Annotated in this window: 22 protein-coding genes and 4 pseudogenes; 4 read left to right on the forward strand and 22 right to left on the reverse strand. The window is 53.4% G+C overall.

Features of this window, described 5'->3' with window-relative positions; genetic code table 11:
- Positions 1-87: 87 nt before the first annotated feature.
- Positions 88-1,080 carry a helix-turn-helix domain-containing protein gene (locus KRAC_RS77070; protein ID WP_007918101.1) on the reverse strand — a complete coding sequence of 331 codons (993 nt, stop codon included), beginning with the start codon at positions 1,078-1,080 and terminating at the stop codon, positions 88-90.
- Between the two features lie 582 nt (positions 1,081-1,662).
- On the opposite strand from KRAC_RS77070, the gene KRAC_RS42690 reads away from it, so the two are divergent.
- Entirely contained in the window at positions 1,663-2,688 is a 1,026-nt protein-coding gene (locus tag KRAC_RS42690) for a transposase (RefSeq protein WP_040447026.1), read from the forward strand.
- A gap of 212 nt (positions 2,689-2,900) precedes the next feature.
- On the opposite strand, the pseudogene KRAC_RS42695 reads toward KRAC_RS42690, so the two are convergent.
- Positions 2,901-3,374: pseudogene (locus KRAC_RS42695) on the reverse strand (MFS transporter); the annotation flags it as partial.
- Between the two features lie 174 nt (positions 3,375-3,548).
- Here KRAC_RS42695 and KRAC_RS42700 point away from each other — a divergent pair.
- Positions 3,549-4,811: a hypothetical protein gene (locus tag KRAC_RS42700; protein ID WP_007918104.1), complete on the forward strand. Its 1,263-nt coding sequence runs from the start codon at positions 3,549-3,551 to the stop codon at positions 4,809-4,811.
- Between the two features lie 308 nt (positions 4,812-5,119).
- On the opposite strand, the pseudogene KRAC_RS80160 reads toward KRAC_RS42700, so the two are convergent.
- The 5 genes and pseudogenes from KRAC_RS80160 to KRAC_RS42725 all read right to left on the reverse strand — a co-directional run bounded on the left by KRAC_RS80160 (position 5,120) and on the right by KRAC_RS42725 (position 8,657).
- A pseudogene (locus tag KRAC_RS80160) lies at positions 5,120-5,765 on the reverse strand (transposase).
- Between the two features lie 86 nt (positions 5,766-5,851).
- Positions 5,852-6,325: a helix-turn-helix domain-containing protein gene (locus KRAC_RS77085; protein ID WP_052569109.1), complete on the reverse strand. Its 474-nt coding sequence runs from the start codon at positions 6,323-6,325 to the stop codon at positions 5,852-5,854.
- Between the two features lie 135 nt (positions 6,326-6,460).
- Positions 6,461-6,772 carry a hypothetical protein gene (locus KRAC_RS42715; protein WP_007918106.1) on the reverse strand — a complete coding sequence of 104 codons (312 nt, stop codon included), beginning with the start codon at positions 6,770-6,772 and terminating at the stop codon, positions 6,461-6,463.
- 120 nt (positions 6,773-6,892) lie between these two features.
- A complete protein-coding gene (locus KRAC_RS42720; protein WP_007918107.1) occupies positions 6,893-7,726 on the reverse strand; it encodes an alpha/beta fold hydrolase in 834 nt (277 codons plus the stop codon).
- Positions 7,727-7,823: 97 nt separating this feature from the next.
- On the reverse strand, positions 7,824-8,657 hold the full coding sequence (locus KRAC_RS42725; protein WP_007918109.1) for an alpha/beta fold hydrolase: 834 nt from the start codon (positions 8,655-8,657) through the stop codon (positions 7,824-7,826).
- 333 nt (positions 8,658-8,990) lie between these two features.
- Between KRAC_RS42725 and KRAC_RS42730 the strand changes: the two genes are divergently transcribed.
- Positions 8,991-9,575: a TetR/AcrR family transcriptional regulator gene (locus KRAC_RS42730; protein WP_007918110.1), complete on the forward strand. Its 585-nt coding sequence runs from the start codon at positions 8,991-8,993 to the stop codon at positions 9,573-9,575.
- 7 nt (positions 9,576-9,582) lie between these two features.
- Here the strand turns inward: KRAC_RS42730 and KRAC_RS77090 are convergent, their stop codons facing one another.
- From KRAC_RS77090 to KRAC_RS42800, 14 genes and pseudogenes are all read right to left on the reverse strand, one after another.
- On the reverse strand, positions 9,583-10,143 hold the full coding sequence (locus KRAC_RS77090; protein WP_052569110.1) for an IS630 family transposase: 561 nt from the start codon (positions 10,141-10,143) through the stop codon (positions 9,583-9,585).
- A complete protein-coding gene (locus KRAC_RS77095) occupies positions 10,098-10,589 on the reverse strand; it encodes a winged helix-turn-helix domain-containing protein (RefSeq protein WP_052569111.1) in 492 nt (163 codons plus the stop codon). The genes KRAC_RS77090 and KRAC_RS77095 overlap by 46 nt, the downstream gene beginning before the upstream one ends.
- Positions 10,590-10,735: 146 nt before the next feature.
- The gene (locus KRAC_RS42740) at positions 10,736-11,329 is read right to left on the reverse strand and encodes a dihydrofolate reductase family protein (RefSeq protein WP_007918114.1); all 594 of its coding nucleotides are present in this window, start codon (positions 11,327-11,329) and stop codon (positions 10,736-10,738) included.
- Complete coding sequence (locus KRAC_RS42745) at positions 11,326-12,195, reverse strand: NmrA family NAD(P)-binding protein (protein ID WP_007918116.1); 870 nt, start codon at positions 12,193-12,195, stop codon at positions 11,326-11,328. Before KRAC_RS42745 ends, KRAC_RS42740 begins: the two co-directional genes overlap by 4 nt.
- Positions 12,196-12,256: 61 nt before the next feature.
- Positions 12,257-12,595 (reverse strand): putative quinol monooxygenase, encoded by a 339-nt coding sequence (locus KRAC_RS80165; protein WP_083815223.1) that lies wholly within the window; start codon positions 12,593-12,595, stop codon positions 12,257-12,259.
- 713 nt (positions 12,596-13,308) lie between these two features.
- Complete coding sequence (locus tag KRAC_RS42760) at positions 13,309-14,199, reverse strand: SDR family oxidoreductase (protein ID WP_007918121.1); 891 nt, start codon at positions 14,197-14,199, stop codon at positions 13,309-13,311.
- Between the two features lie 174 nt (positions 14,200-14,373).
- Complete coding sequence (locus KRAC_RS42765; RefSeq protein ID WP_007918122.1) at positions 14,374-15,138, reverse strand: hypothetical protein; 765 nt, start codon at positions 15,136-15,138, stop codon at positions 14,374-14,376.
- Positions 15,139-15,732: 594 nt separating this feature from the next.
- A complete protein-coding gene (locus KRAC_RS42775) occupies positions 15,733-16,134 on the reverse strand; it encodes a VOC family protein (protein ID WP_007918123.1) in 402 nt (133 codons plus the stop codon).
- Between the two features lie 938 nt (positions 16,135-17,072).
- Positions 17,073-17,369, reverse strand: a pseudogene (locus KRAC_RS42780) (DDE-type integrase/transposase/recombinase); the annotation flags it as partial.
- Entirely contained in the window at positions 17,365-17,490 is a 126-nt protein-coding gene (locus KRAC_RS78735; RefSeq protein ID WP_274532182.1) for a hypothetical protein, read from the reverse strand. The gene KRAC_RS78735 and the pseudogene KRAC_RS42780, both read right to left, overlap by 5 nt.
- Before the next feature lie 287 nt (positions 17,491-17,777).
- On the reverse strand, positions 17,778-18,188 hold the full coding sequence (locus KRAC_RS42785; protein WP_040447034.1) for a hypothetical protein: 411 nt from the start codon (positions 18,186-18,188) through the stop codon (positions 17,778-17,780).
- Positions 18,189-18,552: 364 nt separating this feature from the next.
- Positions 18,553-19,416: an alpha/beta fold hydrolase gene (locus tag KRAC_RS42790; RefSeq protein ID WP_007918126.1), complete on the reverse strand. Its 864-nt coding sequence runs from the start codon at positions 19,414-19,416 to the stop codon at positions 18,553-18,555.
- Between the two features lie 174 nt (positions 19,417-19,590).
- On the reverse strand, positions 19,591-20,388 hold the full coding sequence (locus KRAC_RS42795) for a DUF899 family protein (protein WP_007918127.1): 798 nt from the start codon (positions 20,386-20,388) through the stop codon (positions 19,591-19,593).
- Positions 20,389-21,900: 1,512 nt separating this feature from the next.
- A pseudogene (locus KRAC_RS42800) lies at positions 21,901-22,684 on the reverse strand (IS6 family transposase).
- 73 nt (positions 22,685-22,757) lie between these two features.
- On the opposite strand from KRAC_RS42800, the gene KRAC_RS42805 reads away from it, so the two are divergent.
- The gene (locus tag KRAC_RS42805) at positions 22,758-23,183 is read left to right on the forward strand and encodes an organic hydroperoxide resistance protein (protein ID WP_007918130.1); all 426 of its coding nucleotides are present in this window, start codon (positions 22,758-22,760) and stop codon (positions 23,181-23,183) included.
- Positions 23,184-23,290: 107 nt separating this feature from the next.
- Here KRAC_RS42805 and KRAC_RS42810 read toward each other — a convergent pair whose 3' ends face one another.
- Entirely contained in the window at positions 23,291-24,370 is a 1,080-nt protein-coding gene (locus tag KRAC_RS42810; protein WP_007918133.1) for a sigma-70 family RNA polymerase sigma factor, read from the reverse strand.
- Positions 24,371-24,421: the final 51 nt, after the last annotated feature.

Here is a 24,421-nt window from a genome sequence, read left to right on the forward strand (position 1 = left end):
TAGGCACAGACCCGCTCAGCGAGGTGATGAGCCGAAAGCAACCCATTGGTTTCGGCCACATTGCGTTTGCCATGGACCCACTTGGGCTCAATTGGATTGAGCCAGGGACTTTTGGTGGGCAGTTGGAAAGGCAAAATCCGTACCCCTTCGCCCGTTTGTTTGACCGCGAGGTTGTGTTTTCTGATCCAGGTGCGCACTCTCGCGGCTTTCATGCCAGGAGGCGTTGTCCCAGATGAGGAGCCACTGACGTTTGCCTTGTGCGGCCAATTGCTGACAACACCAGTCCAGAAACTGGATGGTGATCTCACTCACCGGGCGTCCTGTGACAAAACGAAGCCACATCTGCTCTCGCACGGGTTCCTCCGTGGTTCCCTTTTGCCAGAGAACCCCATAGCACGCCAATGCTTTTGGGTCTGGATCATTCTTTTGCCAGGATTGCTCAACCAAACGGACGGGGTGCTCGGAGTCTTGCCAGGCATAAAGGCGTGGAAGAGCAAATCGGCTCCACCAGACCTCGTCGAGGAAGCCAATGGCCCAATCAGAGCGGGGTTGAGCGTACGCGATCAAGCGGTCACGAGCCTTTTTTTTCGTGCATACTGCGGATCGGGGCTGGTGATCCAGTGCGCGGGCGCGTTTCCAACTGACCCCCAAGCGCTTGAGCGCACGGCGGACACTGGCAGCAGTGGTCGGGGCAGCCACGAGTCCTTGTGACAAGCAGATCTGCGCCACCAGTGGGAGAGACCAGAGATTGCGCGCGATCCCAAAATCGCGCGGGCTGCGATGCAGCAGATCGCGCAGGACTGGCAGATTCTCGTCGGCAATGCTGGTGCGTAGCCGATGAGGGCGACAGGACTCCTTCTTGAGCACGTCGAGCCCCTGCTCGTTGAAGTCTTTGATCACATTGCGCACCGTCTGGTCGTCGCAGCCCAGTTGCCGCGCAATGGCGATGGCTCGCTCTCCACGGGCTGAAGCCAGAAGGATCTGGCAACGGCGTAGCACAAAGGCTGAGCCGGAGCGTAAGCGAGCCTCGATATGGGCTCGCTCGGGTTCGGTGAGTGGTCGAATGAAAATGGGTTGCATACCTTCTCATATCGGCTACTTTCCTACTTTCTTTTGAACGATTGCACTAGGCCCCATGTGTCCCGCGCGCTATGGTGAAGCTGAATTGCCAAACCCAGTTTCCAACGGCGAATGGAACGCTCATCGTTGAACGCCACTTGCGATGTCACCCAAATACGCATCAGTTCTGTAGGGGTGCGGAACCCTCTCTTGGGTGAGTGACTGGCAATGAGCCAGGTAAAGGAAACGAACGGGCACCTACGGTGTGCTAGAACGTCGAATACGTGAGAATGCGGGATGGCCCTCCCTTGCGCGAGCAGAAGGGTCACGGAGTCGCGGTAGTACTCGCGGGAGTCACGCCCCGCCTTGGAGCGCCGGAAAGCGGCGTACAGGGGAAAGCGCGGCAGGGAGTACAGATGAGGAGAGGCTGTTGGCGCGTGATGCACTAATGAACAGACCTCAGAGACCTCTGGAAACTGGAAAGCCCGTTGCATCGAAAGGGTGCACGGCGGGTTTGGGGCAGGGGCGTCGGAAAAGGGCTGGCAACAGAACCTCGTCGGCGTCCTATGCTACAAGAACTTGCGCGAAAGACTCAAAGAGGTCATGGATCGCAAGCAGTCTTGCTTGCCTGAAGTCGAAGAACACGCTTCTGATGCGATCCCGGCAAAGGCGCAAGGCATCAAAGATACGGACGCTCACCAACTCGCAGAACCCCAAGCAGCGTTAGCATCAGAGAAACACTACCGAGCCAGTTCTCCCTATCCCAATCAACGGTCTGAAGGGATGCGATATGACGAATTTCAGCAGCAGGTACGCCGAGATAAGCGTGTTGCTCGCTATCAAGACGTGCATGCACTCCTGGAGCAAGGGTTCAGCCAGAGAGCGATTGCACGGAAACTGAAACTGGCACGGGCAACGGTGAGGAAATTTGGCCAGGCAGAGGAGTATCCTGAGATGCACCATCCCAAACGAGGAGAAAGAAGGAGCCTTCTCGATCCCTACAAACTGTACATTTTGCAGCGATGGCAACAAGGATGTACAAACGGTGCCCAGCTCTACGATGAAATCAACGTTCGTGGCTTCACAGGATCAGCGGCTCTGCTCAGAATGTTTCTGTCAGAGCTGAGGAAAAAGCACCAGGAGGCAGGCTCGGCCTTAGCCCTGACACTCGATGCTTCGAGGCAGACCATCAAAATCCCTCCTTCCCTCCCTCCCAAGCCCCGTATTACGTGCCGTATGTCTGCAACACGCGCTTCCTGGCTCTTTGTCAGTCAAGCAGGAACGCTTGATGAGAAGCAAAAACAGCACGTCGCACAGATTCGAGCAGGACACCCTGATCTGGAGAGGGCTTACCAATTGAGTCAGGATTTTGTGATGATGCTGGCAGAGCGGCGAGGTGCGGATCTGGATGCTTGGCTGACCCAAGCGGAACACAGCGGCCTGCCCGAATTCAAAAAAATGGCGAACGGAATTCGCCTTGATTATGCGGCGGTCAAAGCCGCGTTTTCTTCAGAGTGGAGTAATGGGCAGGTCGAAGCGCAGGTCAACTGTTTGAAGCTTCAGAAACGGCTGGTGTTTGGACGAGCCAACTTCGATTTACTGCGGCTTCGTGTGCTCTGTCGTGTTTGATGTTACTGAAGAGCCTATCCAAGGAACGCTAGCTGAGTGCTTCGAGCCTCTCCAACAAAATCTTCTGCCTGTGCCCAGCCCCTTTTCTCCTGCCATTTTTTCTCATCAGAAATCTTCCAGAAGGAAACATGTAGCGAAGCAATTGCTCAAGCTGACAAGAAGCAAACAGGCTCACTTAAATTGAGGATGAGCCTCTATTAGTCTAGCGTTTACAGCCAGAAGATCCACTCCCATGCAAGGCCCTGAGCAATCGCGCCGCCCACCACCGGACCGGAGAGGACAGCCAGCCCGGTGACGCTCCCGAAGATCCCCAGAGCCCTTCCTCGTTGCTCCGGCGGGAATGCCACGCTCAGCAGCGTCATCGCCAGCGGCATCACCAGGGCCGCTCCGCTCCCCTGGACGGCACGCGCAGCAATCAACCAACCAATAGAGGGCGCGAGCGCGCAGGCGGCTGACGCCGCTACGAACAGCCCCAGGCCAGCGACGAACATGCGCCGACGACCGAAGCGGTCGCCCAACACTGCGCCTATCATCAGCAGCACCGCGAAGCTCAAGGTATAGGCATTCACCGTCCACTCCAGTTGCTCGATGGAGGCACCCAGATGCAGACGGATCGTGGGAAGCACGGTCGAGACGACTAACGAGTCGAGCGAGATCATAAAGGAGGCCAGCGACGCAAGCGTCAGAACCCAGGCTTGCGTCGCTTTTTCGTTTCTTTTTTGTGTTTGGAGTTTAGACTACCTAAGTTTCGCCCAAACTAGCAACAGGTTCGCCAGCCCTTGAAGAGCTTGCGAAAAGAAAGGTGATGCTCCATAGCTAATGAAGAAACGAAACAACGTTCATTCGCGAGGAGAATCATCATGAACGAGTGTATCACACCCACAACGAACCATTTTAGCCCGACAGCGAGTCTCGCCGCCATAGGAGTGAAGTTGAACCAACAAGACCTATTTGGCCCGATCCGCACCAATGTACACATCAAGCAGAAGACCGTCAAACATACGCCTGCTGACAAGCTCTATGATGCGTGGATTAGCCTGTTGGCCGGAGCCCACGGGCTGGTAGAAATCAATACCCGCCCGCGAACGGACCCAGGCTTGCAAAGGGCCTTTGGACGTTCGGCCTGCGCCGAACAGTCAGTGGTGCAAGAGACCTTGGATGCTTGTACGGCAGACAATGTAACGCAATTGCAACAAGCGTTCGATGAAATTTTTCGGCAGTACAGTCAAAGCATTCATCATGACTACCAGGCACGCTTTCTCCTGCTGGATGTGGACATAAGTGGTCTGCCCTGCGGCCCTAAAGCGGCTTTTGCTACCAAGGGGTACTTTGCCGGGCAATATCACCGCCGGGGACGGCAATTGGGCCGCGTACTAGCTACTGAGTATGCGGAAGTGGTCGTTGATCGTCTCTTTGCGGGCAATGTCCAGTTGATCAAAGCCTTGCAGCCGTTGGTAGAAGCGGCTGAGGAGACCTTACAACTGGATGAGGCGAAGCGGGCGCGGACGATTCTGCGCGTGGATGCCGGTGCTGGAACCCTGGATGACCTCAATTGGCTGCTTTCTCGGGGCTATGAGGTCATGGCGAAAGAATACTCGGGGCAACGCGTTCTCCGCCTGGCCAAAACGGTTACCGAGTGGGTCCAGGATCCGGACTGGCCCGAACGCTCGTTTGGATGGGTGACCGAGCCTCCTACCAACTATGTCCGTCCCGTCGAGCGCATTGCGGTACGTTGTCGCAGACAAGATGGCACCTTTGCCTATGGCGTGTTGATCTGCTCGTTGTCGGCTGAGCAGGTGCTCGCGATGCTGGGGCGTACGAGCTTGCAAGCGGTTGATCCCGTCGCCGTCTTGGCTGCCTATGTGACCTTCTACGATCTGCGCGGTGGAGGCATCGAAACCTCTTTGAAAGGTGACAAGCAGGGGTTGGGTCTCACCAAACGCAATAAAAAGCGCTTTGAGGCTCAACACATGCTGGTGCTGCTTGGCTCTTTGGCTCACAACGTGGTGATTTGGGCACGCCAGTGGCTGATGAGTCCTCCGATCCAACGCTGCGGCATCTTGCGCATGGTGCGTGATGTGTTTCATATCAGTGGCTTGCTCCGCTTTGACTCATGTTGTTGAGATTGTCCTGAATCAGGACGCTTGCTTGGCTCGCTCGCTCATCCATCCCTTGCGGGAGTTGCTCACTCCCTTACACATTGTTGCTAGTTTGGGCGAAACTTAGGTAGTCTAAACGTCAATGTCATAACGAGGTCCTCTTTTGCTCTTTTCTCTCAAATTTAGCAAATCCGCTTACTTCTTGCAACACAACCTCACGCACCTCCTGCTCCTCTCTCCCGAAACAACAGCACAACATTCTCGGCTGGAAGGTCCGCTGCGCCATCACGTGACAGGGCACTAGTACACAGAGGCGCAAATCCGCGTGTGGTTTAGATAGTCAGAGCCTTGCCCTGAAAGGTCCATTTGAAGGGTTTTGCCATCGTCGTGTTGTAGTACTCGATAAAAGCGAACACTTTGGCTTCTAACTCTTCAACGGAAGTGAAAGAGCCGCGTCTGAGCAGCTTACGGACCAGGATCGAGAGCCAGATCTCGATCTGATTGAGCCACGAGCTATGCTTAGGAGTGTAATGGAAGACGATCTTGTGGCTGGGATCGCTCAAAAACGCCGCCCGGCGCGACATCAAGGCCAGGATGCCATATTCGCCCTTCTTCCCCAGATCCTGCTCGATGCCTGAGATCTCAGCGATCCAGCGCACCAGAGACTCGGATTGATGAATGTTCAAATTATCACAGACAAAATGCCAGCGAGTGGCCTCTTGATCAGTGGCTACGACGGCTTGCACATGGGCTAGAAAATCGTCTTCCTTCCGCGTCGGGCCGCAAAAAGGAGCCAGCAGCTTTCCGGTGACCACATCCCGACTGAGAATGCGCATCACGGGTGCCATGGCGCTCGTACTCAAATTCGCGTCGTTGCACATGGCCTGGCGCGAGAGGTAATCCGGGATGTTTGCGTTCGAGCGCCTGGACCCCAGTCAGTTCATCCGTACTCATCGTGCGCTCGCCCTGTTTGGCCAAAGCAGGCGCGTCGTGGTACACCTGGCAAATGGTTCGGATGGTTTCCTCGCGCTGCGGATCAACTGGCGGAGTCAGCCAGTTGCGGATCAAATGCGGCTGGAGATCCCTTTTTTTAAGAGGCGGGACGCGTGACGCGGCGAAATCTGCGCGACAATGCCTCGTGCCATCACTTCGTCGGCGATTTCGCGCCCCGTCCAGTGGCTGATCGGACGTTCCTTGGGCTGCGCGCAGGCCAGCGCGATCATCTGGCAGGTTTGCACTGCCGTGATCTGCGCTGGCCGACCAGAGCGTGGGGTATCCTGGAGCCGCTCACTCACCGAAAGATCGTCCAGGGAGACTGCCTGCAAACCAATCCACCGCATCCTCCAACAGCGCACTGTGTCCGCTTTCACTCCCAGCTCTCTCCCGATGTGTGCGTTGTTCTTGCCCTGAGCAGCCGCCAGAATCATGCGCCCTCGCATCGCTATCTGCTGGGGGGTGCTGTGCTGACGTATCAGTTCTTCCAACGCTCTTTGCTCTCGCGCATTCAATGCCAACACTGCTGGTTTGGGACCACGCATCTGCTTTGCTCCTTCAATTTTGCTGGTCCCATTTTACCACACGCGGATTTGAGCCTCTGTGTACTAGCTTCAATCTCTCGCTGCAAACACCTTCGCTCCTGCTCCTTCCCCTTGAGTAAGTTCTGACGTATCCTATTATCTTTGGAAGTCTTTATCATTGACTCTTCTTTTAAGTTGCTTGAAGGCAATCTCCTGCTCAATCTCTTGTTTTTCTTCTTTCGTAGCAAAGTCCCACCTGAGGGTGGTATACAAACCATTAATTATGAGGAGTCCTGCGGGAATTCCAGCCAGCACCGCCAGGACTTTAAAGTCCGAAAATTGAAATGAAAGAACGGTGAAGAGGATCGTTGCTATGCAGCTTGCTACAAAGATTCCTGTCGTGATAAAAAATTTTCGATCCAGTGTAATTCCCAGGTTCTTCCACAAGAAACGTTTTAGCATATCCATAGTTTATCACCTTTTTTATGAAACAAGACATCAAAGTTACAGTAATCCTAACGTATATAGATAGAGAATATCAAAACAAAAATTGGGTCATTGCTTTTTCCTCTGACGGATACCTTCTGCTCAATGTGAGAAGGAAGCGTTCATAAACTGAACGAGTTCCATATTGAACCTTTCCGCACATTCATAAAATGGAGCATGCGCGCAAGGATAGGAGGAAACCTGGGCATGTGGGATGATCTCTCGCAACTGCTCTGCCGCAAGCGGAGTAAAGATTGGGTCCTGTTGACCGTAGGCAACAAGCGTGGGCAGCGATACGCGCCTAAAGTCCTCGGTATGATCTATCATGCGACCAAACATCGCTTGCCAGGTAGAAGGGGCCATCAGGAAGGATGCGCCATGAAAATCGGTCTTGTCTCGATCCTCGACTGGACGTAAGGTCAACGACTTGAAAACGTCCTCAACGCCTTCGCGATAGGCGGTGATAGTGGGCGAGAACAATTTACCGACAAGCTGCCCGAATGCTTCGTGGACGAGATCCTTGCTCTGGTCCGTATTCAATTGGGCACCACTATCGGCAATGACCAGACCAGAAAGATTCGTTTGCCCATAATGCTGGAGGTAGTCGCCAAGAGCGTAACCTCCATACGACCAGGCGCACACGGTCGGCTTGTTCAACTCGAACGCGGATATGATAGCTGCCACATCGTCCGCCCAACGCTTGCTTTCCTGATAGGCTGCCGGGTCTGACGGTTTGTCCGAGGCACCGTTTCCTCGCAAATCGAAGCGGACACAGTAGAAGGTGTCGGACAGGTGGTCGAATTGCTTGCGCCACCAGGAGAGGGCTGTGCTCGCGCCAGGAATAAAGAGAATGGCCGGTTGATCTCTGTTCCCGGCGGCCTCGGCATACAGCTGACATCCGTCAGCGCTTGTGACAATTCGCGATACCGTTTGCATCTTTTACTTCCTTTTTTGATGTGAGTGTTTTCTTTTTACAGAATTTCCAGTGAAGTTCTGCTCCTGACCGTTTCGTCTGCCTACAGACCAGGCAGCGTCATTCCAAGGGATGACGCGCCAGAAACTCGTTCACGACGCGACTGGCCTCCTCGCGAAATTCGACATGATAGACATGTCGTCCACCCTTGATAAGAGACAGTTCCGCACCCGGAATCCGCTCGGCAAGCAGAGACGCATTGGCTGTAGGAGCCACCAAATCCTCGCTGCCATGAATCACCAGCGTAGGTGTACTTATCGTGGGCAAGAGATCCCAGGCGTCGTGCTCTCTAGTCGCTTGGGCAAAGAACTTGCTCGCGTAATGGGGAATGGGAGGAACCGGGAAGATCTCCTTAAAGGCGTCCGGATGCGTCGTGACCCAGGCAGGTGAAAGGGTCAGGGCGACCTTTTCCAGAGCCTCTTGCCGATTAGCAGGAGGATTGGTCCAGATTGCGTTGATCTTCGCTGTACGGGGAACGCTATGTGCATTGCTCGCATCACGTTGCTCACGGAACATAGGACCCGGAGTGGTGGCACCAAGCACCAGCGCGCCGACGCGCTTGCCGTGATCAATGGCTACCCATTGACCGATCATTCCCCCCATCGAGTTGCCATACACATGCGCACGCTCAATGCCGAGATGATCAAGCAGCCAGACCGCATCTTGAGCAAGCCTGCGTGTCGAATAAGGCGGTGCGTCTGGTTTGTCGCTCTGCCCCGTCCCACGATGATCGTAGACAATCACACGATAGCGACTCACGAAATCGTCGCGAACATCGTTCCAATTCCAGAAAGTATGATCCAACCCCGAACCGCTGATCAGCAAAAGCGGTTCTCCTTCTCCTGCTGTTTCATAATAGAGACGCGTCCCATCTGGGACAGTGACAAATGGCATTGCATGTATCTCCTTTTCGACTCCCAAAAAGAACATATTGAGACTTTTCCCCTTTAGATGAAGGGTGACGCGCAGTTCTGTACCGAATCCTCTGCTTTCACGACGTCACGATGTGTGGTGATGATCATAGGCGTGCACTTCCTCTTCTTGTGGACAAAGTCGTCCTGCTGCGCTATACTCTATAGGCGAGTAAAAACTCGCCCATTTGGATGTTTTTTTGCAAGTAAAAACTCGCATTTATTGGGAGTATACAAGTAAAAACTCGCATTGTCAAGCGCCTGCCGGAGCTACACGCCATCTGGCGCAGTCTGGCAGATCGGTTTGGAGTACCGTATGGATCAACAGAAACACGCAGGGCCCGTTCAGCGACGAGCGCGAGGAGTACAGCGCATTGCTTCCATCCTCGATGTTGCTGAAACCGTCTTTACTGAAATGGGTTACGACGAGGCAACCACCAATCATATTGCGGCCCAGGCCGGGATCTCGCCCGGCTCTCTGTATCAATTCTTTTCCAATAAAGAGGAGCTTGCCCAGGCTCTGGCAGTTCGATATACCGAGGAACTCCAACGCGTGTACAGCACGGTTTTTTCCATCGAGGCAGCAACGCTTCCCTTCTCCCACTGGCTCGATCAGATCGTTGATGCCCTGATCGCGTTTCATCTGGCTCATGGAGCGTTCCATATCCTTTTCGATACCCCTCCCTCTTTGGAAGTAGCAGGTCTGACTCATCAATTGCCTAAAGATCTGCAAACCCGCTTTGAGCTTAGCTTTAAGGTACGCGCTCCTCACCTCTCTCCGACGCAACAAAGACTAAGCGCCACGATGAGTGTCCAACTCTTCAGAGCGGTCCCTCGGCTGATTCTCCAGGCAGAGGAGGCTGAACGGCAATTGCTGGTACGTGAACTATTGATTTCGTGACAGACAACTAAATCTCAGCAAGAGTATGGGAGAAACAATGCTGCAGGATGGTCTGCCGATGGCGCAGGCGCTCTTTGGCGTGGACCAGTTCCTGGCGCAGGCGAGCAAGGTCCCGGCAACACAGGTTTTTAAGTTCACGACGTTTGAGCAAGTTCCATACCCCTTCTTGTGGATTGAGCTCCGGCGCATAGCCGGGTAAGCGTTCCACATGCACTCGTTTCCCCATCGGACTGGCCAGAAATTGCTTGATCACATCCGCACGGTGAATCGGCGATCCATCCCAAACGACGAGTAAGCGACCAGGAATCTTGCGCAAGAGCACTTGCAAAAACCGGACCACATCCACCGCTTTGTACGCTTGCTCTTGCGTTTGCATGAAGATCCGCCCATTGGGGGTGATGCCTCCAATGGCAGAGATGTGATCGCGGGTCAGTGGAACTCGTAGCACCGGGGGCTGTCCGCGCGGGGCATACGTCCGTACCACCATCGGTAACAGGTAAAAGCCCGCTTCATCAACAAAGACTATCGTGCGCTTTTCTTGTTCGGCTTTTTTTTGAGCTGAGGCCACTGCTGGTTTTTCCAGTGGGCAATGGCTGGCTCATTGCGCTGGCTGGCTCGCACCACTGGCTTCTGCAAGCTCAGACCCATCTTGCGGACCAGGTATCCACAGTGATCGGGATGGTAGCTGACTCCAAACTCTCGCTTGATGGCCACTGCCAGCCTCCGGCTCGTCCACACATCTCCCGGAAATCCATAGGCTACTGCTCCTTTTGCCAGCACCTCTGGGATGCGCGCTTGTTGCTCTACTGTCAGACGGGGTGTGGCTCCTTTGGCTGGATGGGCTTTGAGACTCTCTTCTCCTTTCTCTCGCCCGCTTTTCATCCATAGGCTGATTGCTCCTTCTGTCACCCCCAGCGCCACTGCGATATCTTTTTGTTTCCATCCTGTGTGTTTCAGTTCCCAGGCGCGTTTGCGCCGTTCTTCTCGCCAATCGGCTTTCTTTGGTGCTCCCATACCTCTTTCTCTCGGCTGGTTGCTTCCAAACTTTAGCTCTCTCTCACGAGCTCAATAAAAACCCTGTTGCAGCGCTATCTTGAGCCATATCTTGGTTGAGCAACTGATCGGGCGCATCTCGGGTGCGCCCGATCAGTAGACGTGTTTTACCGTTCCTTTTTTGAGTACTCCAAAACAACAATATCGTGGGCATAAGGAATGGCCTCGATAAGGTGAAGGTTCAATGGACTGCTTATCTCCTTAAATGGAGACAAACCCGCACCTAATACAACCGGATTGATGATCAGATGAAACTCATCGACGAGACCAGCTTGGATGAGTGATGATGCAAAACCTGCACCGCCAAACGCAATAATATTTTTACCAGATACCCGCTTGAGCGCAAGTACCTCGTCAACGAGATTGCCTTTTGCAAAGAAGGCATTATCCCACGTTGATCTGACAAGCGTTTTTGAAAAGACAACTTTCTCAGCCTTTGTAAGATTCTCTGCAAAGTGAGATTGTGGATTGTCAGGTTTTTGGGCCAGCGCAGCCCAATGAGCGTGAAATCCTTGCACTGCCATTTTTCTACTGAGTAGAATGCAGTCGATAGATGTCATGAGGTCAGTGTGATATGCTCTGAGTTTGGTATCCCAGGTCCAGTCGCTGTCATAACTCCAGACCATCCAGTCCATACCGCCATCTCTATCGGCAACGTATCCGTCCATTGACATCTGCATTTGTAAAAGCAGTTTTCTCATAGCATACCCGTTTTCCCTTTTCCAAACTGTTCTATAGCCCACTGTTCCAATGTGGTTTTGGTCGTGTTTTCGGGTGATCTTTTTTCCAACGCCATGGAATTTCCCTTGTTGAAGCTTCTCGCAGTTTCCATGACGGCTTCTGCAAAACTTGATGAAACTCCAGCAGAAATCATGGCCTTATGCGCTTCCTCAATAGGAGCTTGTCTATATTTGATCTCCGATTTCCCAAGAGCTGTAGCAAGAATTTGAGTTGCCTCGGCCATAGTGTAGTCACGTGCGCCCTGTAATTCACGAGTACCAACCTCACGAAAAGTCTCAGTTGTAAGCGCCTCTACCACCCTTTCTGCGATATCTGTGCAGGCGATCATAGGCATGGCAACGTCAGACCGAAAAGCGGTCACAAAAGAGCCATTTTTCGCCTGTTCAAGAAAGTCTAGCCCCTTGAGGAAATTTTCCATAAAAAAGGCGCAGCGAAAATACATGATCTCCTTTATGTCAAGTTTGTTCAAGCGCTCCTCCATCATGATTGCCCCCCAGGCACTGGTTTTCGCCCTTTCAGGGTTGACAAGGCCGGTTAAGGAACTCAGCAATACAACTCGTTTAACATCTGCTGTTTGTATGGCTCTGGCCAACTTCTCACCAATTTCGCCTTCCCGTTTGTGAAGGTCAGGAGCTTGCATGTCAATCGGGATCATGACATAAGCACCATCTGCGCCAGAAAAAGCCTTGAGAAGCTCTTCATCGTCATCAATCGAAATACCTACAGAACGGGACACTTTTCGTACCGTATGCCCCATATCCTCAAGCTGTTGTGTCACTTTTTTTCCAACATCGCTCATAGCGCCTACTACTGTGTATGTTTTCATGGTTTTGATCCTCCCTTTGTTCGTACTGAACTGCTTACGAAGCCCCAAAATGGACGCGATTCTACCTAGGAAGCCTGGTTGCAAGGACATCAACCCTCTCAACAACAGGGGGCATTTCGAGCAGATCGGAGGCTTTCTCTGCGCGTGCGGCTCCATCCAGGAAATGGGCTTGCCGACCTGCTTCGTCTGGGAAAGTATCGAAGACGCCAAAGGTCGCGGGTCCCAGACGGAACGCGTACCAGGCAATTGTTCCCGGTACCTCCTGGATTGCTCCCAGCGCTTCTTTGAGGAAGCGTTCCCAATCTGCTTCTTTTCCTGACTTTGCCTCGAAGCGAACAAGAGATCCGACCGTCACTCTGTTTTCTCCCCTTGGATACTTGGCCGCAAGCACGTCGACCATTTCGAAGGTGGGTGGCACTGCGAACAACTCAGCATGTCTTTCCGCCAATGTCGGCCCGCCTCCTTTGAGGAGGACATCCCGAGCCTCCTCGTCCGCGAAGGCGGCGAAGGCACCGAACGTCGTGGGTCCCAGGCGGAACGCGTACCAGAAAGTTGAGGCTTTGTATTGCTGGGCGATGGGTCGCCCTTCATTGAGGAAGCGCTCGACGGCTGCCTCATTTCCGGGTTTGGCTTCGAATTGAGCAAGCACTCCTACAGTCACCATGTTTTTTTTCCTTTTTCTTGTGGCTGTTGACATATCTCGCCAGAACTCGACTTCGACTTCATCGAGTCCTGGTCGTCACTCAGCTGTAATATTCTGTTCCAGGGAATAGCACACCTAGGGTAGCGTTGCCAGCAAGGCGAATTTCCTGTCCAAGTTCTTGTTTGAGTCGGATAATCTCTTCAACGATATTTCCCTGGATACGTGTTGTGTTTTTCCATGGAACGTTCAGAGGTGATGAAGAAACGATATACTTTGTCATACTGTTCATTTGGTATTGTCAACTTAGCCAAAATTGTAGAGCTTACATGCGAAAAACAGCCCCAAAGTGGGGAGAACTCCCTATCTCTGACCTGATATTCAGGAGAATCTTGGCGAAAATAGCGCAGGAGTGGTGAAAGCTCATCAACAAAAATTTTTAAGTTGACAATACCATCGACGCGGTCCCGGTATTATAATGGCACCGATTCCCCACGAAACACAGCCGCATTCCGGCGCGCAAACTCGGCGAACGTTGTAGGGCGAACCCCAAACGCCTTGTGTGTGTCGAGGAAGACTCTCGATTCAACGCATCTGCTGCGCTCACTGAGCACTTCGCTGATGGTGTCAATACGCTCGGAGGGAATTCCTGCCGCCAACCACGCCTGCCTCGTTTCCTCCAGCGGGATATTGACATAGCGGAAGGGTTTGCCAATTGCCTGAGCGATCCGCTCTACTACCTCCGTCATCGTTAGGGCCTCGGGTCCCGTCATGTCATAGTTCTTGCTCTCATGTCCTTCACTGTGAAGCAACGCAAAAGCGACTTTCGCGATGTCCTCAACGTCAACGGGTGAGAGCCTGGCATTCTCCATGGGGAGCAAGAGCGCACCTTTGGCCACATTCACCGCCGTCGGCGCTGGTGGGAGGTAAAACTGCATGAATTGGCTGGGGCGTAGATGTGTCCATGCCAGCCCGGAGTGTTCGAGGTAGTCCTCGATGTGCTCGTGCTCCCATGTAGAGCGAAAGTGACTTGGGTTGAAGCCAATGCTCGATTCCTTGCCGGAAAACTTGACGATGTGGCGGACGCCCGCCTCGCGGGCACTGTCGATGAATGTGCATTGCGTCTGCACCATCCGTTTACTGGCTGAAGAGATCATGAGGACACGGTCTACGTCGCGTAGCGCAGCGCCAAGTGTCTCAGGCCGAAGCATATCTCCTTCTACAACCTCCACTGTGAGCGATGTCGCGAAGGCTTGTGCAATCGCGCGGTTCCTAACCAGCGCGCGTACTGGTGCTTTTTGTCGGGCGAACTCGCGGATCACAGCAGATCCGCTCAATCCAGTTGCTCCAGTCACAAGAATCATAAGACATTCCTTTTCTTACGTCAGTACATACGCACAACAGGACATAGTATCATAATTAGAGTTGGTCTGAAGTCGAATCGATCAAGGTGACCCATCTCATCCTGACCGGTGGCATTTCAAGAACCGAAGTGCGCTTATGCCCAGACTCGTCAGAATCTTCTGTCAGTACAGCGCTTATTCGCGGGAAGCCGTTTCGCTACGTGGCGAGAACACTCTCCTCATATAATGTGGGTTACCGATGATGGCGACGAGTCGCTCGTTGCCATCGAAGAGATCCGCCAGGGCTGGCACCGTCACACGTAGAGTCAGATCCTGGACGCGGTTGAAACCCGTGAAGTCATTACGCAGGAGTTCCATCACGCTATCTTCCTGATAGATGCGTATGATGGTTGGATCGGCTGCTGCCCACAAGGGGAAGTTCGGGGAGGATGCTGTCTGGCGCAGAAGCGGTCCCCTATGAGAGGTCAATTGCACCTCGATCAGACCCCCAGCCTCCGGTTGTACCTGATAGGCTTCTCTCGTGCTCGTGGAAGCACTATCTTCCACGACATGATAGTCATGCGTCACCTGCGCTGGCAGAGCGTCACGGTAGCGACCAGGGATGGCTCCGCCGGTGAACATTTGAAAGTGGACCAGGCCACGTTCACCACTGTCTGGATGGCATGCCGGAATATCCAACACGAGGAAACGAGAGCCAGCATCAGTGAGTGTTTGTCCCTGAGGATCCTGGTCCAACAGCAGGTGATGGAAAGCGAGTAACAGGTTGGGCTGGTACTCTGTTGGTAACCCCACTGCCTCGAAAGCCGGCAGGGACGCAATCCTCCAGGGGGGAGGTAAACGCCGTTGGATGGCTGTAGCGTCGGCGATGAAGCCGAGCAGCAGTCGGGTTCCCACGGCAGTATCAACGAGTGGATAGCTTTGATAATCGTTTCTGGTCACTTTTCATAAATCCTTTCTTGTCTCAGACAATGTTGTCAGGTTGAGGCTCGATGAGCCAGACACCGGTCTCCATTGATGTGAATCACGGCGTTTTTTCATGCACATTCCGGATCGCAACTTCCAATGTGCGACGCACCCTCTCTCAAGATTATGCCAGCTCGCCACGGAATACGGCTGCGTTCCGGCGCGCAAACTCGGCGAATATAGTCGGCACAATCCCAAATGCCTTGTGTGCGTCGAGGCAGATCCGTGATTCAGAGCATTTCAGACGCTCGCTGTCTGCTCATCGAGGGCGTCAGCGAAATAGGCAGATATTCCTCCTCTTGCTAAAAGAGCCTGTCTTCTTTCCGCCGAAGTGAGGTTTACATAGCGGATGTTTCTCTCGACCGCCCGAGTGATCTGCTCGGCAATCTCTGTCATTGTCAAGGACTCAGGGCCTGTCATATTGGTTTCTGAGCGGCAGCAGCCTTGACCACCACTTTAGCAACTCTTTCTGGGCCAGGAGCCTTGGCTGTTTGTGCATTGACAAACCATAGCGCAGTCGTTCTGAAAGTAATCTCCATAAAGCGCTGAACGCAGCCCAAGTATTTTCATTTATCCTTCTGTCTTCGATTCAATAGATTGGTTAATCTCCCAGAGGTTACCTTCGGGATCGACAAAGTGCGCCGTGCGCAGCCCCCAAGGCTGGTTAGTTGGAGGCCGGAGGAACGTGACTCCTTTTGCCTTGAGCACCTCATATGCGGCATCAACATCCTCAACACTAGCAGCCAGAAGCATTCGTGGCCCTCCCTTGAGTTTCAGTGCATCGACTTCCGAGCTTATCAGGTCTGCGGCGGCTGAGACCTCCAGCAGGAGCAAGTACCGATCTTCCATACGGAAACCGGCAGAAACGGAATCACTCTCTTGCAGCTGGAGCCCAAGTATATCTCGATAAAAGATTGTACATTCGGCCAGATCTTGTACGAACAACACCGTCGCGATTATCCCATTAATCATACCTATACCTCTTTTCCTTTGTTCTCTATTAGATCAGAAACTGGGCCTATGGGCATATATGAGTCATGCCCTCGTCCAGTCGGGAGAGAAATTGGCACGTCTGTGCTCGACAAGAAGCAATCGAGCAGAGATAGAGAGGAAAAACTTCTCCAATCTTGCTCTTCTTGCGCATACATCGTCTCTACACAGTCTGCCATCATATGGATCACCCCATGCTTATCTTAGTGCTCGTCTGGGAAGGAGTGACAATGGATGGCCTTACCTTGTTCCATCGTGACCATATAGCTGATCTTTCAGTCCCTTTTTTCTCGCTTACAGCACTTTTCCAGAAGTCCTGGTAGAATCACTTAGTCTAAATGTCAAATGAGATACTTTCCCTAAAAAATATACAGTTTTATGAAATACATTTTTGCCCTTTCCATTTTTATGTACTGGAAATCCATCACCTAATTTCTGTCGCCATAACTTTAAGCTTTCTTCTTCGTCCTCTTCACCATACGTGGATGGTAGGCTTTTGCCAAGGTTTCCCATTTCCGTCAAGATGGCAGACTCTTGGCTCCATGAATTTCTTTGCCCTAAAACCAAGGGGAGAACGCAAGAATTGGCACACAGCCTCATCATGCTTTCCCCTGGTCTTTAGGCAGAGATAACCCTGACGGCATGGACGCTGTCAGGGCCACGAATGATTGAAATCACCCAAGCTTGGCGTGTTCCTTAGGGAATCCAGTTCAAGGGAATCCAGGCTGATAGGATATTCATATTTTCTCCTTTCTCGTGATGTGAGATGTTGTCGTGAAGACCGCCATCTGTGATCTTCTATACATACGACGAACAGGCACAATCCCAAAAGGACATCCTTGAAGCCGAATATGGGGATACGTCAGAACTGAGGATACAGATGACAGCAAAGCGCCTGAAGAGAAGCCACTCGTTTCCTGTTAGGCGCGCAGAACCATCGTCTTCAAGGTATCCAATCGTTGGCAAAACAAGTGGCGTTGATCGGCAAGAGAAACGTGTTGCTGTAGAGTGAGACGAAACCGGAAACATTGGTGTACCTCATCAAACGCTCTGCAGAAGCGTGAGGCCGACGCAAAGCTTCCACATCCACGCATCGGATAATAACGCTGCTTGATGCCACGATGATCTTGTTCCAGGCGGTTGTTCAAGTAAAGGTTACAACGATGGAGAACCTCGCTACCAAGCGCCTCGCGGATCGCTCGTGGATAAGAGTCATGCACGCTTTTGGGCATAGATGATCGTGAGTTGCAGAGAACTCTTGTACTCTTCGAACTCAAGATACGCCTGGGCAAGCAGGCGATCATATTCCCCCTCGGTAATATTGTTTGCCGCACACATGAGTGGCTTCATTCCAATCAATGCCAATCGTGTCGCCGTGGAGGATCGCACTTCGGGATAACTTTCAGCAAGTGCTGTTTGAAATGCCTGGAATGATTCGGATCTTCGGAAAAAGTTGTGGTTAGAGGGGGCAAAACAGGCGGTGTACAAGAGGAAGCAAAATCGGAATTTATTGTGGATGGAGCAATCTGCCATCTCTGGTATCCACAACAAATTCCGATTCAGGATGCTGGTGTACAGGCTCAGAATGGTGGAGGAGCTGGTGGGACTATTGTCGCAACGCGATCTCAATCAACTCCTCGACGATGGCCTCTTCGCTCATTTCGGGATAGGTTCATGCTTCTCACCAGCGTCTGGCCGCCGCGCTGCACGCCACCGCCGCGTCGGTGCTGATCAAAAGTCTCACGACTGGTTTTGGCAGCAGTGAGGGGTGGTGGCGGTGGCCCTGGTGCCGAGGTCATCGGAGCGACCGGCTGATCGAAAAAGGGCGCGAGAAAGGCTCGCTCTTCTTCCAGGCTCAGATATTGGCGACGGCGACCTCCCTTGCTTGGAGTCTCCACGGCGCTGATTCCCAGCCGATTGTAGCTGGAAATCACCTGGTGAACCATGGAAACCGTTGCCCCAGTATGTGCGGCGATCTCGGTCGCTTCTCGTGGATCGACTAACGCGTTGTAGATAATGAGCCAGCGAAGGCGCACCCATGGACGTGGATGGGGTCATCACATCATTTTGTGAAAACTGTACGCTAAGCCATCCGCAAGTTGGTAACAAACTGAAAAACGGTACACGAACGTCCCCCCTCGTCGGAGAACGCTTGTTGCAGAAAGTTGATACTACGCCGAGTTGTTCACCAGAAAACGAGTATTTTCGTCACAAACGAGCAGTAGCCTATCCAGTTTTGACCGAAAACTCCTTACCGTACACATTTCACTTTTAGATGCGCTGACCCCTGGATCCTCTCTGACTCGCCTCTTGATGGCTTCCGCTTCCAGATGAGGGGCAGCGCGTGTGATTCTGGACATCTGATCCTCCAGCATCTGCGAACCGAGATACGAAGTTGAGTTATGCTCGTTTGGCCTGGAGAGAAACCTTGGGATGCGCTGGTTGCTTCAAGGACTCTTGCACTCGGTCCAACCATTCATCTATCAACGCATTGAAGAGCTGAGGCTGCTCAATCTGCAAATTGTGGCCTGCGCGATCCAGCACGGCGAAAGTGGCGCGAGGATAGTTTTCCAGAATGCGCCAGGCGTCTCGATAGCCTGTGACATGATCTTGCCTGCCGACGAGCATCACCACCGGCTTGGTGAAAGGGTGCGGAAGGGCATCCACGTCAAACGAGTAACTATACTGTTGGCTGATCCGTTCAAGAAAGGCCTCATCTGCTATCCTGACTCCCGAGAGAACCTCGTCTCGAGAACGTTGCCAGGTGTAGGCATCCTGTACGACAGCCCCAGAGCCGAATTCTTCTGCATCTCTCTCACTCAGGGACGCCAACAAAGAGGGATCCTCGACGATTACCGTGCGCGGAGGGAGATCCCGCTGACTTCGATCTCCAACAATGACAGGACAGATGAGCGCCATTCCTGCCACCTGATCGAATTTGCGCTGGAGCACTCCTCGGCTGAGATATCCTCCATAGGATTCTCCCGCGAGCAGAAACGGCTCTCCACCGATGACTGTGTCAAGAAAGTCGATCACAACATCGAGCATATCATCAGTACTCTTAATGTGTTCGTTGCCAGGCGTCTGCCCCATCCCGGGCAGATCAAGATAGATACGTTGCCAGCCTGGCCGATGTGCGAATAGCGGCTCCATACAGCCTTTCATGAGACGATGATCGGCCGAATATCCATGAAGCAAAAGAATGGGCAAGCCAGATCCATGGGATTCATAAGAGAGAGGGATATCTCGAACTCGGCATTCCATCTATTAAAAACTTCCTTCTATTAAAAACTTCGGATCTTCGGAAAAAGTTGTGGTTAGAGGGGGCAAAACAGGCGGTGTACATGAGGAAGCAAAATCGGGATAGGTTCATGCTTCTCACCAGCGTCTGACCGCCGCGCTGCACGCCACCGCCGCGTCGGTGCTGATCAAAAAGTCTCACGACTGGTTTTGGCAGCAGTGAGGGGTGGTGGCGGTGGCCCTGGTGCCGAGGTCATCGGAGCGGCCGGCCGCAAGCCGGGACCATTGGGCGGTGGGACGTCCGTCCGTGCGGAACTGTTCGCCGGTGTTTTCCCACCGTTGCGGCCAGCCGGCGGGCGAGTCTTCCCAGGTCTCCTGCCGGCCGTACACGGTCATGTCCAACAGTCCGTAGGTAGGGGCCATTGGCTCCACGCCGCGCCCGGTGGTCCAGTACGTCTCGAACACGCGGTCGCCGTGCCGCAGGTAGCACACCAGCATGCCGAACCCGCGCCCGGCGAGCAGGGCGGAGGCTGCGTCTTGCGCCGAGTACCACGGGACGTCCCACCCCATAAAGTCGCGGTAACGGACGCTCTCCTCGTACGGGCCTTGACAGAACGTGGCGTAGGTGACGCCGCGGGAATGCAGGTAGGACAGCTCGCGAACCTGGCCGATGAAGAAGGTGCAGCCCTCGCACTGGGCGCTGGCGGATTGACCGGTGTGCCACATATGAAAGTAGGCGATCAGCAGCCTTCGGCTCTCGAAGACCTCCAGCAGCGTGATCGGTCCGTGCGGGCCGACAAGCTGGATGGTGGGGTCCACCTCCACCATCGGCAGAAGCCTTCGAGCCGCCGCGATCGCATCCCCTTCGCGGGTGTGCGCCTTTTCCCGAACCAGCAGCTTGTCCAGTTCCGCCTGCCAGGTGGCCCAGTCGACCACCGCAGGCAGCGCAGAGGTGTCGCTGCCAGTGATGAAATTGTGTTGATCACGTGTGTTCATAAGTGTTTCCTTCTTTCCTCTCCCTCTTGCATTCGGGATGACTCATGGGGAGCAGAAATCTTCTTGCAATTTGCAAGTACATCTATTCTACTGGCAGAGAAAGAACAAAACTTCTCCTATCTTGCTCAAATCCTCGACCCGGCTCCAGCCCTGGAAAAATCAGCCGGATCGCCTGCTCTGGCTAGCGGTCTCGCCAGAGCAGGGTGTGCTGCCTGCTCTGTGGACAGAGGGGGTTCGCGAAGATTCTCACCATCAACCAGGAACCCAACCTAAGCGGAACACATCAGGACTTCTTTCCAGCCCGCTCGCGCCATCTGCGCAAATCTCTCGGGGAAATGCTGTCGGGACCCCTAAAGAAGGACCAGAGACCACTCAACCTCCACGAAGCAGCACTCGCGGGCAAGGGATTTCCAGCATTTCTTGCTGATACGCAGAGATGGGAGGCGGTTTCTCCAGACGCTGAATGGTCAATTCCTCTGTTTCGCGCTGATTTTCCCACATTCTCCTCAAAATCCGTGCGGATTCCTCCGAAAATCTCTCTTGTGGGCCCAGCACCAGATCTGGAAACTGGCCAAAGGGACCCAAAGGAATCCTGATCGTATTGGATTCCTCTTCGTCTCCGTCTGAAGCCGTTGTCTCATGCAGAATGAGCAGTTAAGCTGCCTCCTTTGGCATGAGACAACGGTGTAGAGTAGGCCGCCAGCGAGGTGCAATCGCCCTTTTCTGTCGGCCCCTCCGCCAAACCGGACGTGCCTGTTCCCAGGCATCCAGCTTTCCAGTTTCGAGTGATGTCATAGGCTTTGGTGGCTTTGAACCTGTCTCATTCGAGACCCTCTGCCTCCCCCACTCTTCCCCTTACTCCACTTCGCCCTACGGTTGGCTTTCCCAACCTTCCTGGCAGGTCGTTACTCCTGCGACTACTATTGGAGTTCCGTGACCATAGGCGTCTCCGCCCACAGGTCATCCCGCCTTCCGTCGGGAGAATACGTTCTAGCACGATGGGGATGTGCATTTCGTCCTCTTTTCTCTGCTTATTACAGAGCGTTCCTCCTCCGAGGAGTACGAAGCACGGCTACACGATGCTCCGTAGAGAAGGATAGTCGTCATCACGTGTTCTTCCGACCAGGTCAACTCTGCCCACTTGAGGACTTGCATTCAAACAATTCAGTCTTCATCCATTCGTGCGGGTCTTTCCATCCTTGGGCTACAACACGTTCGTCCTTTGATGGACCTCATGGCATGCTGCTGTTCCCTCCGCCTTTCGACGTTAGGTAAGCCATTGACCCTAGAACTTCTCCTCGTGTTCTAGCTTGCTCTGCAAGCGATATTCTCCCGCGTGAAACGGCGCACGTAACCGAGTTGTTCAAGGCGGTGAATATGGTGACGTTCGATCCGTCCCCGATCCCGTTGGTCAAAATAATCAGCGCCCAGATCGGCATACGGTTTCTTGGGGTTGTGTTGCAAGAATTATGAAGAAATCAAAAGAAGAATGAAGTTCTTTCCTAGTGTCGTTTAAGCGACCACTCCAAAGAACCTGGCAATGAAGGCATTCTGGCCTCGCACATCTCCTTTGTTCACGCCTTGTAGTTGCCCTTTCCGAATCATGTTTATCACCTCGAAGCCTTGTACGGTTCGCCAAGCTGTCTCGAAGGAAAAGAAGCCCATCCCCGGCTTCGTCAACCGCTTGATGAAGCGATGATCTTGTTCGATGAGATTATTGAGATATTTCACCTGTCTCAACTCCACGTGCTGAGGCAGCGCTCCAGCGGATTTGAGCTCACCAATGGCTTTGGGATAGGCCGCGTTCTTGTCGACATTGATCACACGAGGGGCTGACGTGATGGTTGTGACGTCAGTCAGAGCTATGGGCTGAGTCACCTGCTCAGCGACCGGGCATGCCAGAGGAACTGAACGAGCAGTCGAGGCGAGTGCTTTCAGGAAGAAGCGTTTCGCTGCCTCGGCATCGCGCGTCGGGCTCAAGCTAAACTCCAGTGTGTTCCCTTCGGAATCGACGGCTCGGTAGAGAGACCCAGGCTTTTTTGATCTTAAGATAGGTCTCATCAACGCGCCAGGAGTTGTTGCATGCTTTGAGATACGGTCGGCAGCGTTTTTCCAGTTCCGGCGCATACCGCTGCACCCAGCGATAGATCGTCGTGTGATCAATACGCAGACCCCGTTCGAGCATTAGCTCTTCCAGGTCGCGATAACTGAGCGCGTACCGTAGGTACCAGCGCACACAGAGGAGAATCATGTCGGGCTGAAAGTGACGCCACTTGAACGAATGCTGATGACTCATCAAGGGTACTCCTCGGCTACGCCTCAAATAAAGAAGAGTTTACCATCGCGCCCTCATTCTTGCAACACAACCGATGAAAGTTCTCTATACAGCTGAAGCAACAGTACACGGTGGGCGAGAGGGGGAGGCTCGCTCCTCAGATGGCAACCTGACCGTAAAGTTAAGCCCTCCAACAGAGATAGATGGGTCAGGTGAGGGCACCAATCCCGAACAACTCTTCGCCGTCGGGTACGCAGCCTGCTTCCAGTCGGCTCTGCTACGAGTCGCCCAACGTGAACAGGTGGATGCAAGTCAGTCCACCATCACCTCTCGCGTGGGTATTGGACCCAATGGGCAGGGGGGATTTGGACTCGAAGTCGAACTGCGTGTCTCTCTGACTGGAGTCGAGGCAGCCACCGGCGAAAAACTCCTTGAACTTGCCCATCAGGTCTGCCCCTATTCCAATGCCACGCGCAGCAATATCCCTGTCAAACTCACGCTTGAGGAGCAACGCTTATAGATCGAGGATAAAAAGAGTGGAAGACAACACGACGGCTTGTCGTTGTCTTCCACTCTTTTTGTACAGAAAGCACTCTTGATTCCATAAGGCAAGCAAGGACGCTGCATTTATTGGGGCAATTGAAGCGGGAATCCGAAGGAGGTGACGAGCGATGAGCCGTGGAAGATCGTCACTTCGGCGATCTGGCCAGGAGGTCGCGAGCCATCGAGGGCGACAACCTGGACTCCGAAAGCTCGATAAGCCCCTTTCGCTTTGTCAGCGGCGTACAGGATAAATGCTGGTTGTGCATTGGCACGCGTTGGGAACAGACGCCATCTGCTCTGCATTCCAGGTCCAAATGGTGCGACAAGAAGAATAGTTCGAATGGCTTCTCGCCCTCGATACCAGGAAGGAACAGGTGGCATACTCAATATCGCGTCTTCTTTCAGGAGGGCTACAAGCCCGGAAACATCGTCCGTCTCCCATGCATGCATATAGCGGGAGAGCAACGCGTTCGTCGCCGCATCAGTGCGCTGTGCCAGCGTCGTCTCTCGCTTATCTGTATGATAGCTCCGCTCAAGCGTGACACGGGCGCGGTGCAAGGCACTATTGACGGCTGATACTGAGAGATCAAGCAGGTGCGCAACCTCACTCGCGCGCCAGTCCAGCACGTCACTGAGTAGTAAGATCGCCCGTTGGCGAGGTGGTAGCAACTGAAGGGCGGTAAGAAATGCCAGCGAGACGCTTTCGCGTCTGCTATAACGCGCTTCTGGATTCTCCGTTGCCTCAACCAGCCAGGTATCAGGAAGAGGCTCAAGCCAATCCGCTTCAGCAGAAGGGTTCGCGATAGGGATGCGTGAATCCGCCTCGGCAGAGATAGCAACCGGCAGCGGGCGTGAGGAGCGCTTCTTGAGGGCGTCAAGGCAGGCATTGGTCGCAATTGTATAGAGCCAGGTGCGCAGCGACGCTCGGCCTTTGAATGTGTCGAAGTGTCGCCAGGCACGCAGCATGCTTTCTTGCACCATATCCTCTGCATCGTGCAGCGAACCCATGAGGCGATAACAGTGCAACAGCAACTCTCTGCGATATGGTTCGATCAAGGAGCCGATATCAGATTGTCCCTGGCCCTTATAGCTCGCTATTGCTAGCGAATCGACGCGATTTGTGACGCGGCCTCCCGCGTCAGCTTTCCTCTGTTCAGATACCATATGCTTCCTCAATTCCTCCGGGTCTGGTTCATTATCAATAAGATCATCGAC

Origin of the sequence: Ktedonobacter racemifer DSM 44963 (genome assembly GCF_000178855.1) — a bacterium.
Taxonomy (GTDB): Bacteria; Chloroflexota; Ktedonobacteria; order Ktedonobacterales; family Ktedonobacteraceae; genus Ktedonobacter; species Ktedonobacter racemifer.

Bases quoted from the DNA above. Each gene is read 5' to 3' on its own strand.
- KRAC_RS42715 (WP_007918106.1), bottom strand. From the start codon at position 6,772: ATGGATATGCTAAAACGTTTCTTGTGGAAGAACCTGGGAATTACACTG.
- KRAC_RS42720 (WP_007918107.1), bottom strand. From the start codon at position 7,726: ATGCAAACGGTATCGCGAATTGTCACAAGCGCTGACGGATGTCAGCTG.
- KRAC_RS42795 (WP_007918127.1), bottom strand. From the start codon at position 20,388: ATGAACACACGTGATCAACACAATTTCATCACTGGCAGCGACACCTCT.
- KRAC_RS42730 (WP_007918110.1), top strand. From the start codon at position 8,991: ATGGATCAACAGAAACACGCAGGGCCCGTTCAGCGACGAGCGCGAGGA.
- KRAC_RS42700 (WP_007918104.1), top strand. From the start codon at position 3,549: ATGAACGAGTGTATCACACCCACAACGAACCATTTTAGCCCGACAGCG.
- KRAC_RS78735 (WP_274532182.1), bottom strand. From the start codon at position 17,490: ATGTGTGCGGCAAACAATATTACCGAGGGGGAATATGATCGCCTGCTT.
- KRAC_RS42690 (WP_040447026.1), top strand. From the start codon at position 1,663: ATGGATCGCAAGCAGTCTTGCTTGCCTGAAGTCGAAGAACACGCTTCT.
- KRAC_RS42810 (WP_007918133.1), bottom strand. From the start codon at position 24,370: ATGGTATCTGAACAGAGGAAAGCTGACGCGGGAGGCCGCGTCACAAAT.
- KRAC_RS42740 (WP_007918114.1), bottom strand. From the start codon at position 11,329: ATGAGAAAACTGCTTTTACAAATGCAGATGTCAATGGACGGATACGTT.
- KRAC_RS42775 (WP_007918123.1), bottom strand. From the start codon at position 16,134: ATGATTAATGGGATAATCGCGACGGTGTTGTTCGTACAAGATCTGGCC.
- KRAC_RS77070 (WP_007918101.1), bottom strand. From the start codon at position 1,080: ATGCAACCCATTTTCATTCGACCACTCACCGAACCCGAGCGAGCCCAT.
- KRAC_RS42805 (WP_007918130.1), top strand. From the start codon at position 22,758: ATGAAAGTTCTCTATACAGCTGAAGCAACAGTACACGGTGGGCGAGAG.
- KRAC_RS77085 (WP_052569109.1), bottom strand. From the start codon at position 6,325: ATGCGTGGTCCCAAACCAGCAGTGTTGGCATTGAATGCGCGAGAGCAA.
- KRAC_RS42790 (WP_007918126.1), bottom strand. From the start codon at position 19,416: ATGGAATGCCGAGTTCGAGATATCCCTCTCTCTTATGAATCCCATGGA.
- KRAC_RS42760 (WP_007918121.1), bottom strand. From the start codon at position 14,199: ATGATTCTTGTGACTGGAGCAACTGGATTGAGCGGATCTGCTGTGATC.
- KRAC_RS80165 (WP_083815223.1), bottom strand. From the start codon at position 12,595: ATGGTCGACGTGCTTGCGGCCAAGTATCCAAGGGGAGAAAACAGAGTG.
- KRAC_RS77095 (WP_052569111.1), bottom strand. From the start codon at position 10,589: ATGGGAGCACCAAAGAAAGCCGATTGGCGAGAAGAACGGCGCAAACGC.
- KRAC_RS42745 (WP_007918116.1), bottom strand. From the start codon at position 12,195: ATGAAAACATACACAGTAGTAGGCGCTATGAGCGATGTTGGAAAAAAA.
- KRAC_RS42725 (WP_007918109.1), bottom strand. From the start codon at position 8,657: ATGCCATTTGTCACTGTCCCAGATGGGACGCGTCTCTATTATGAAACA.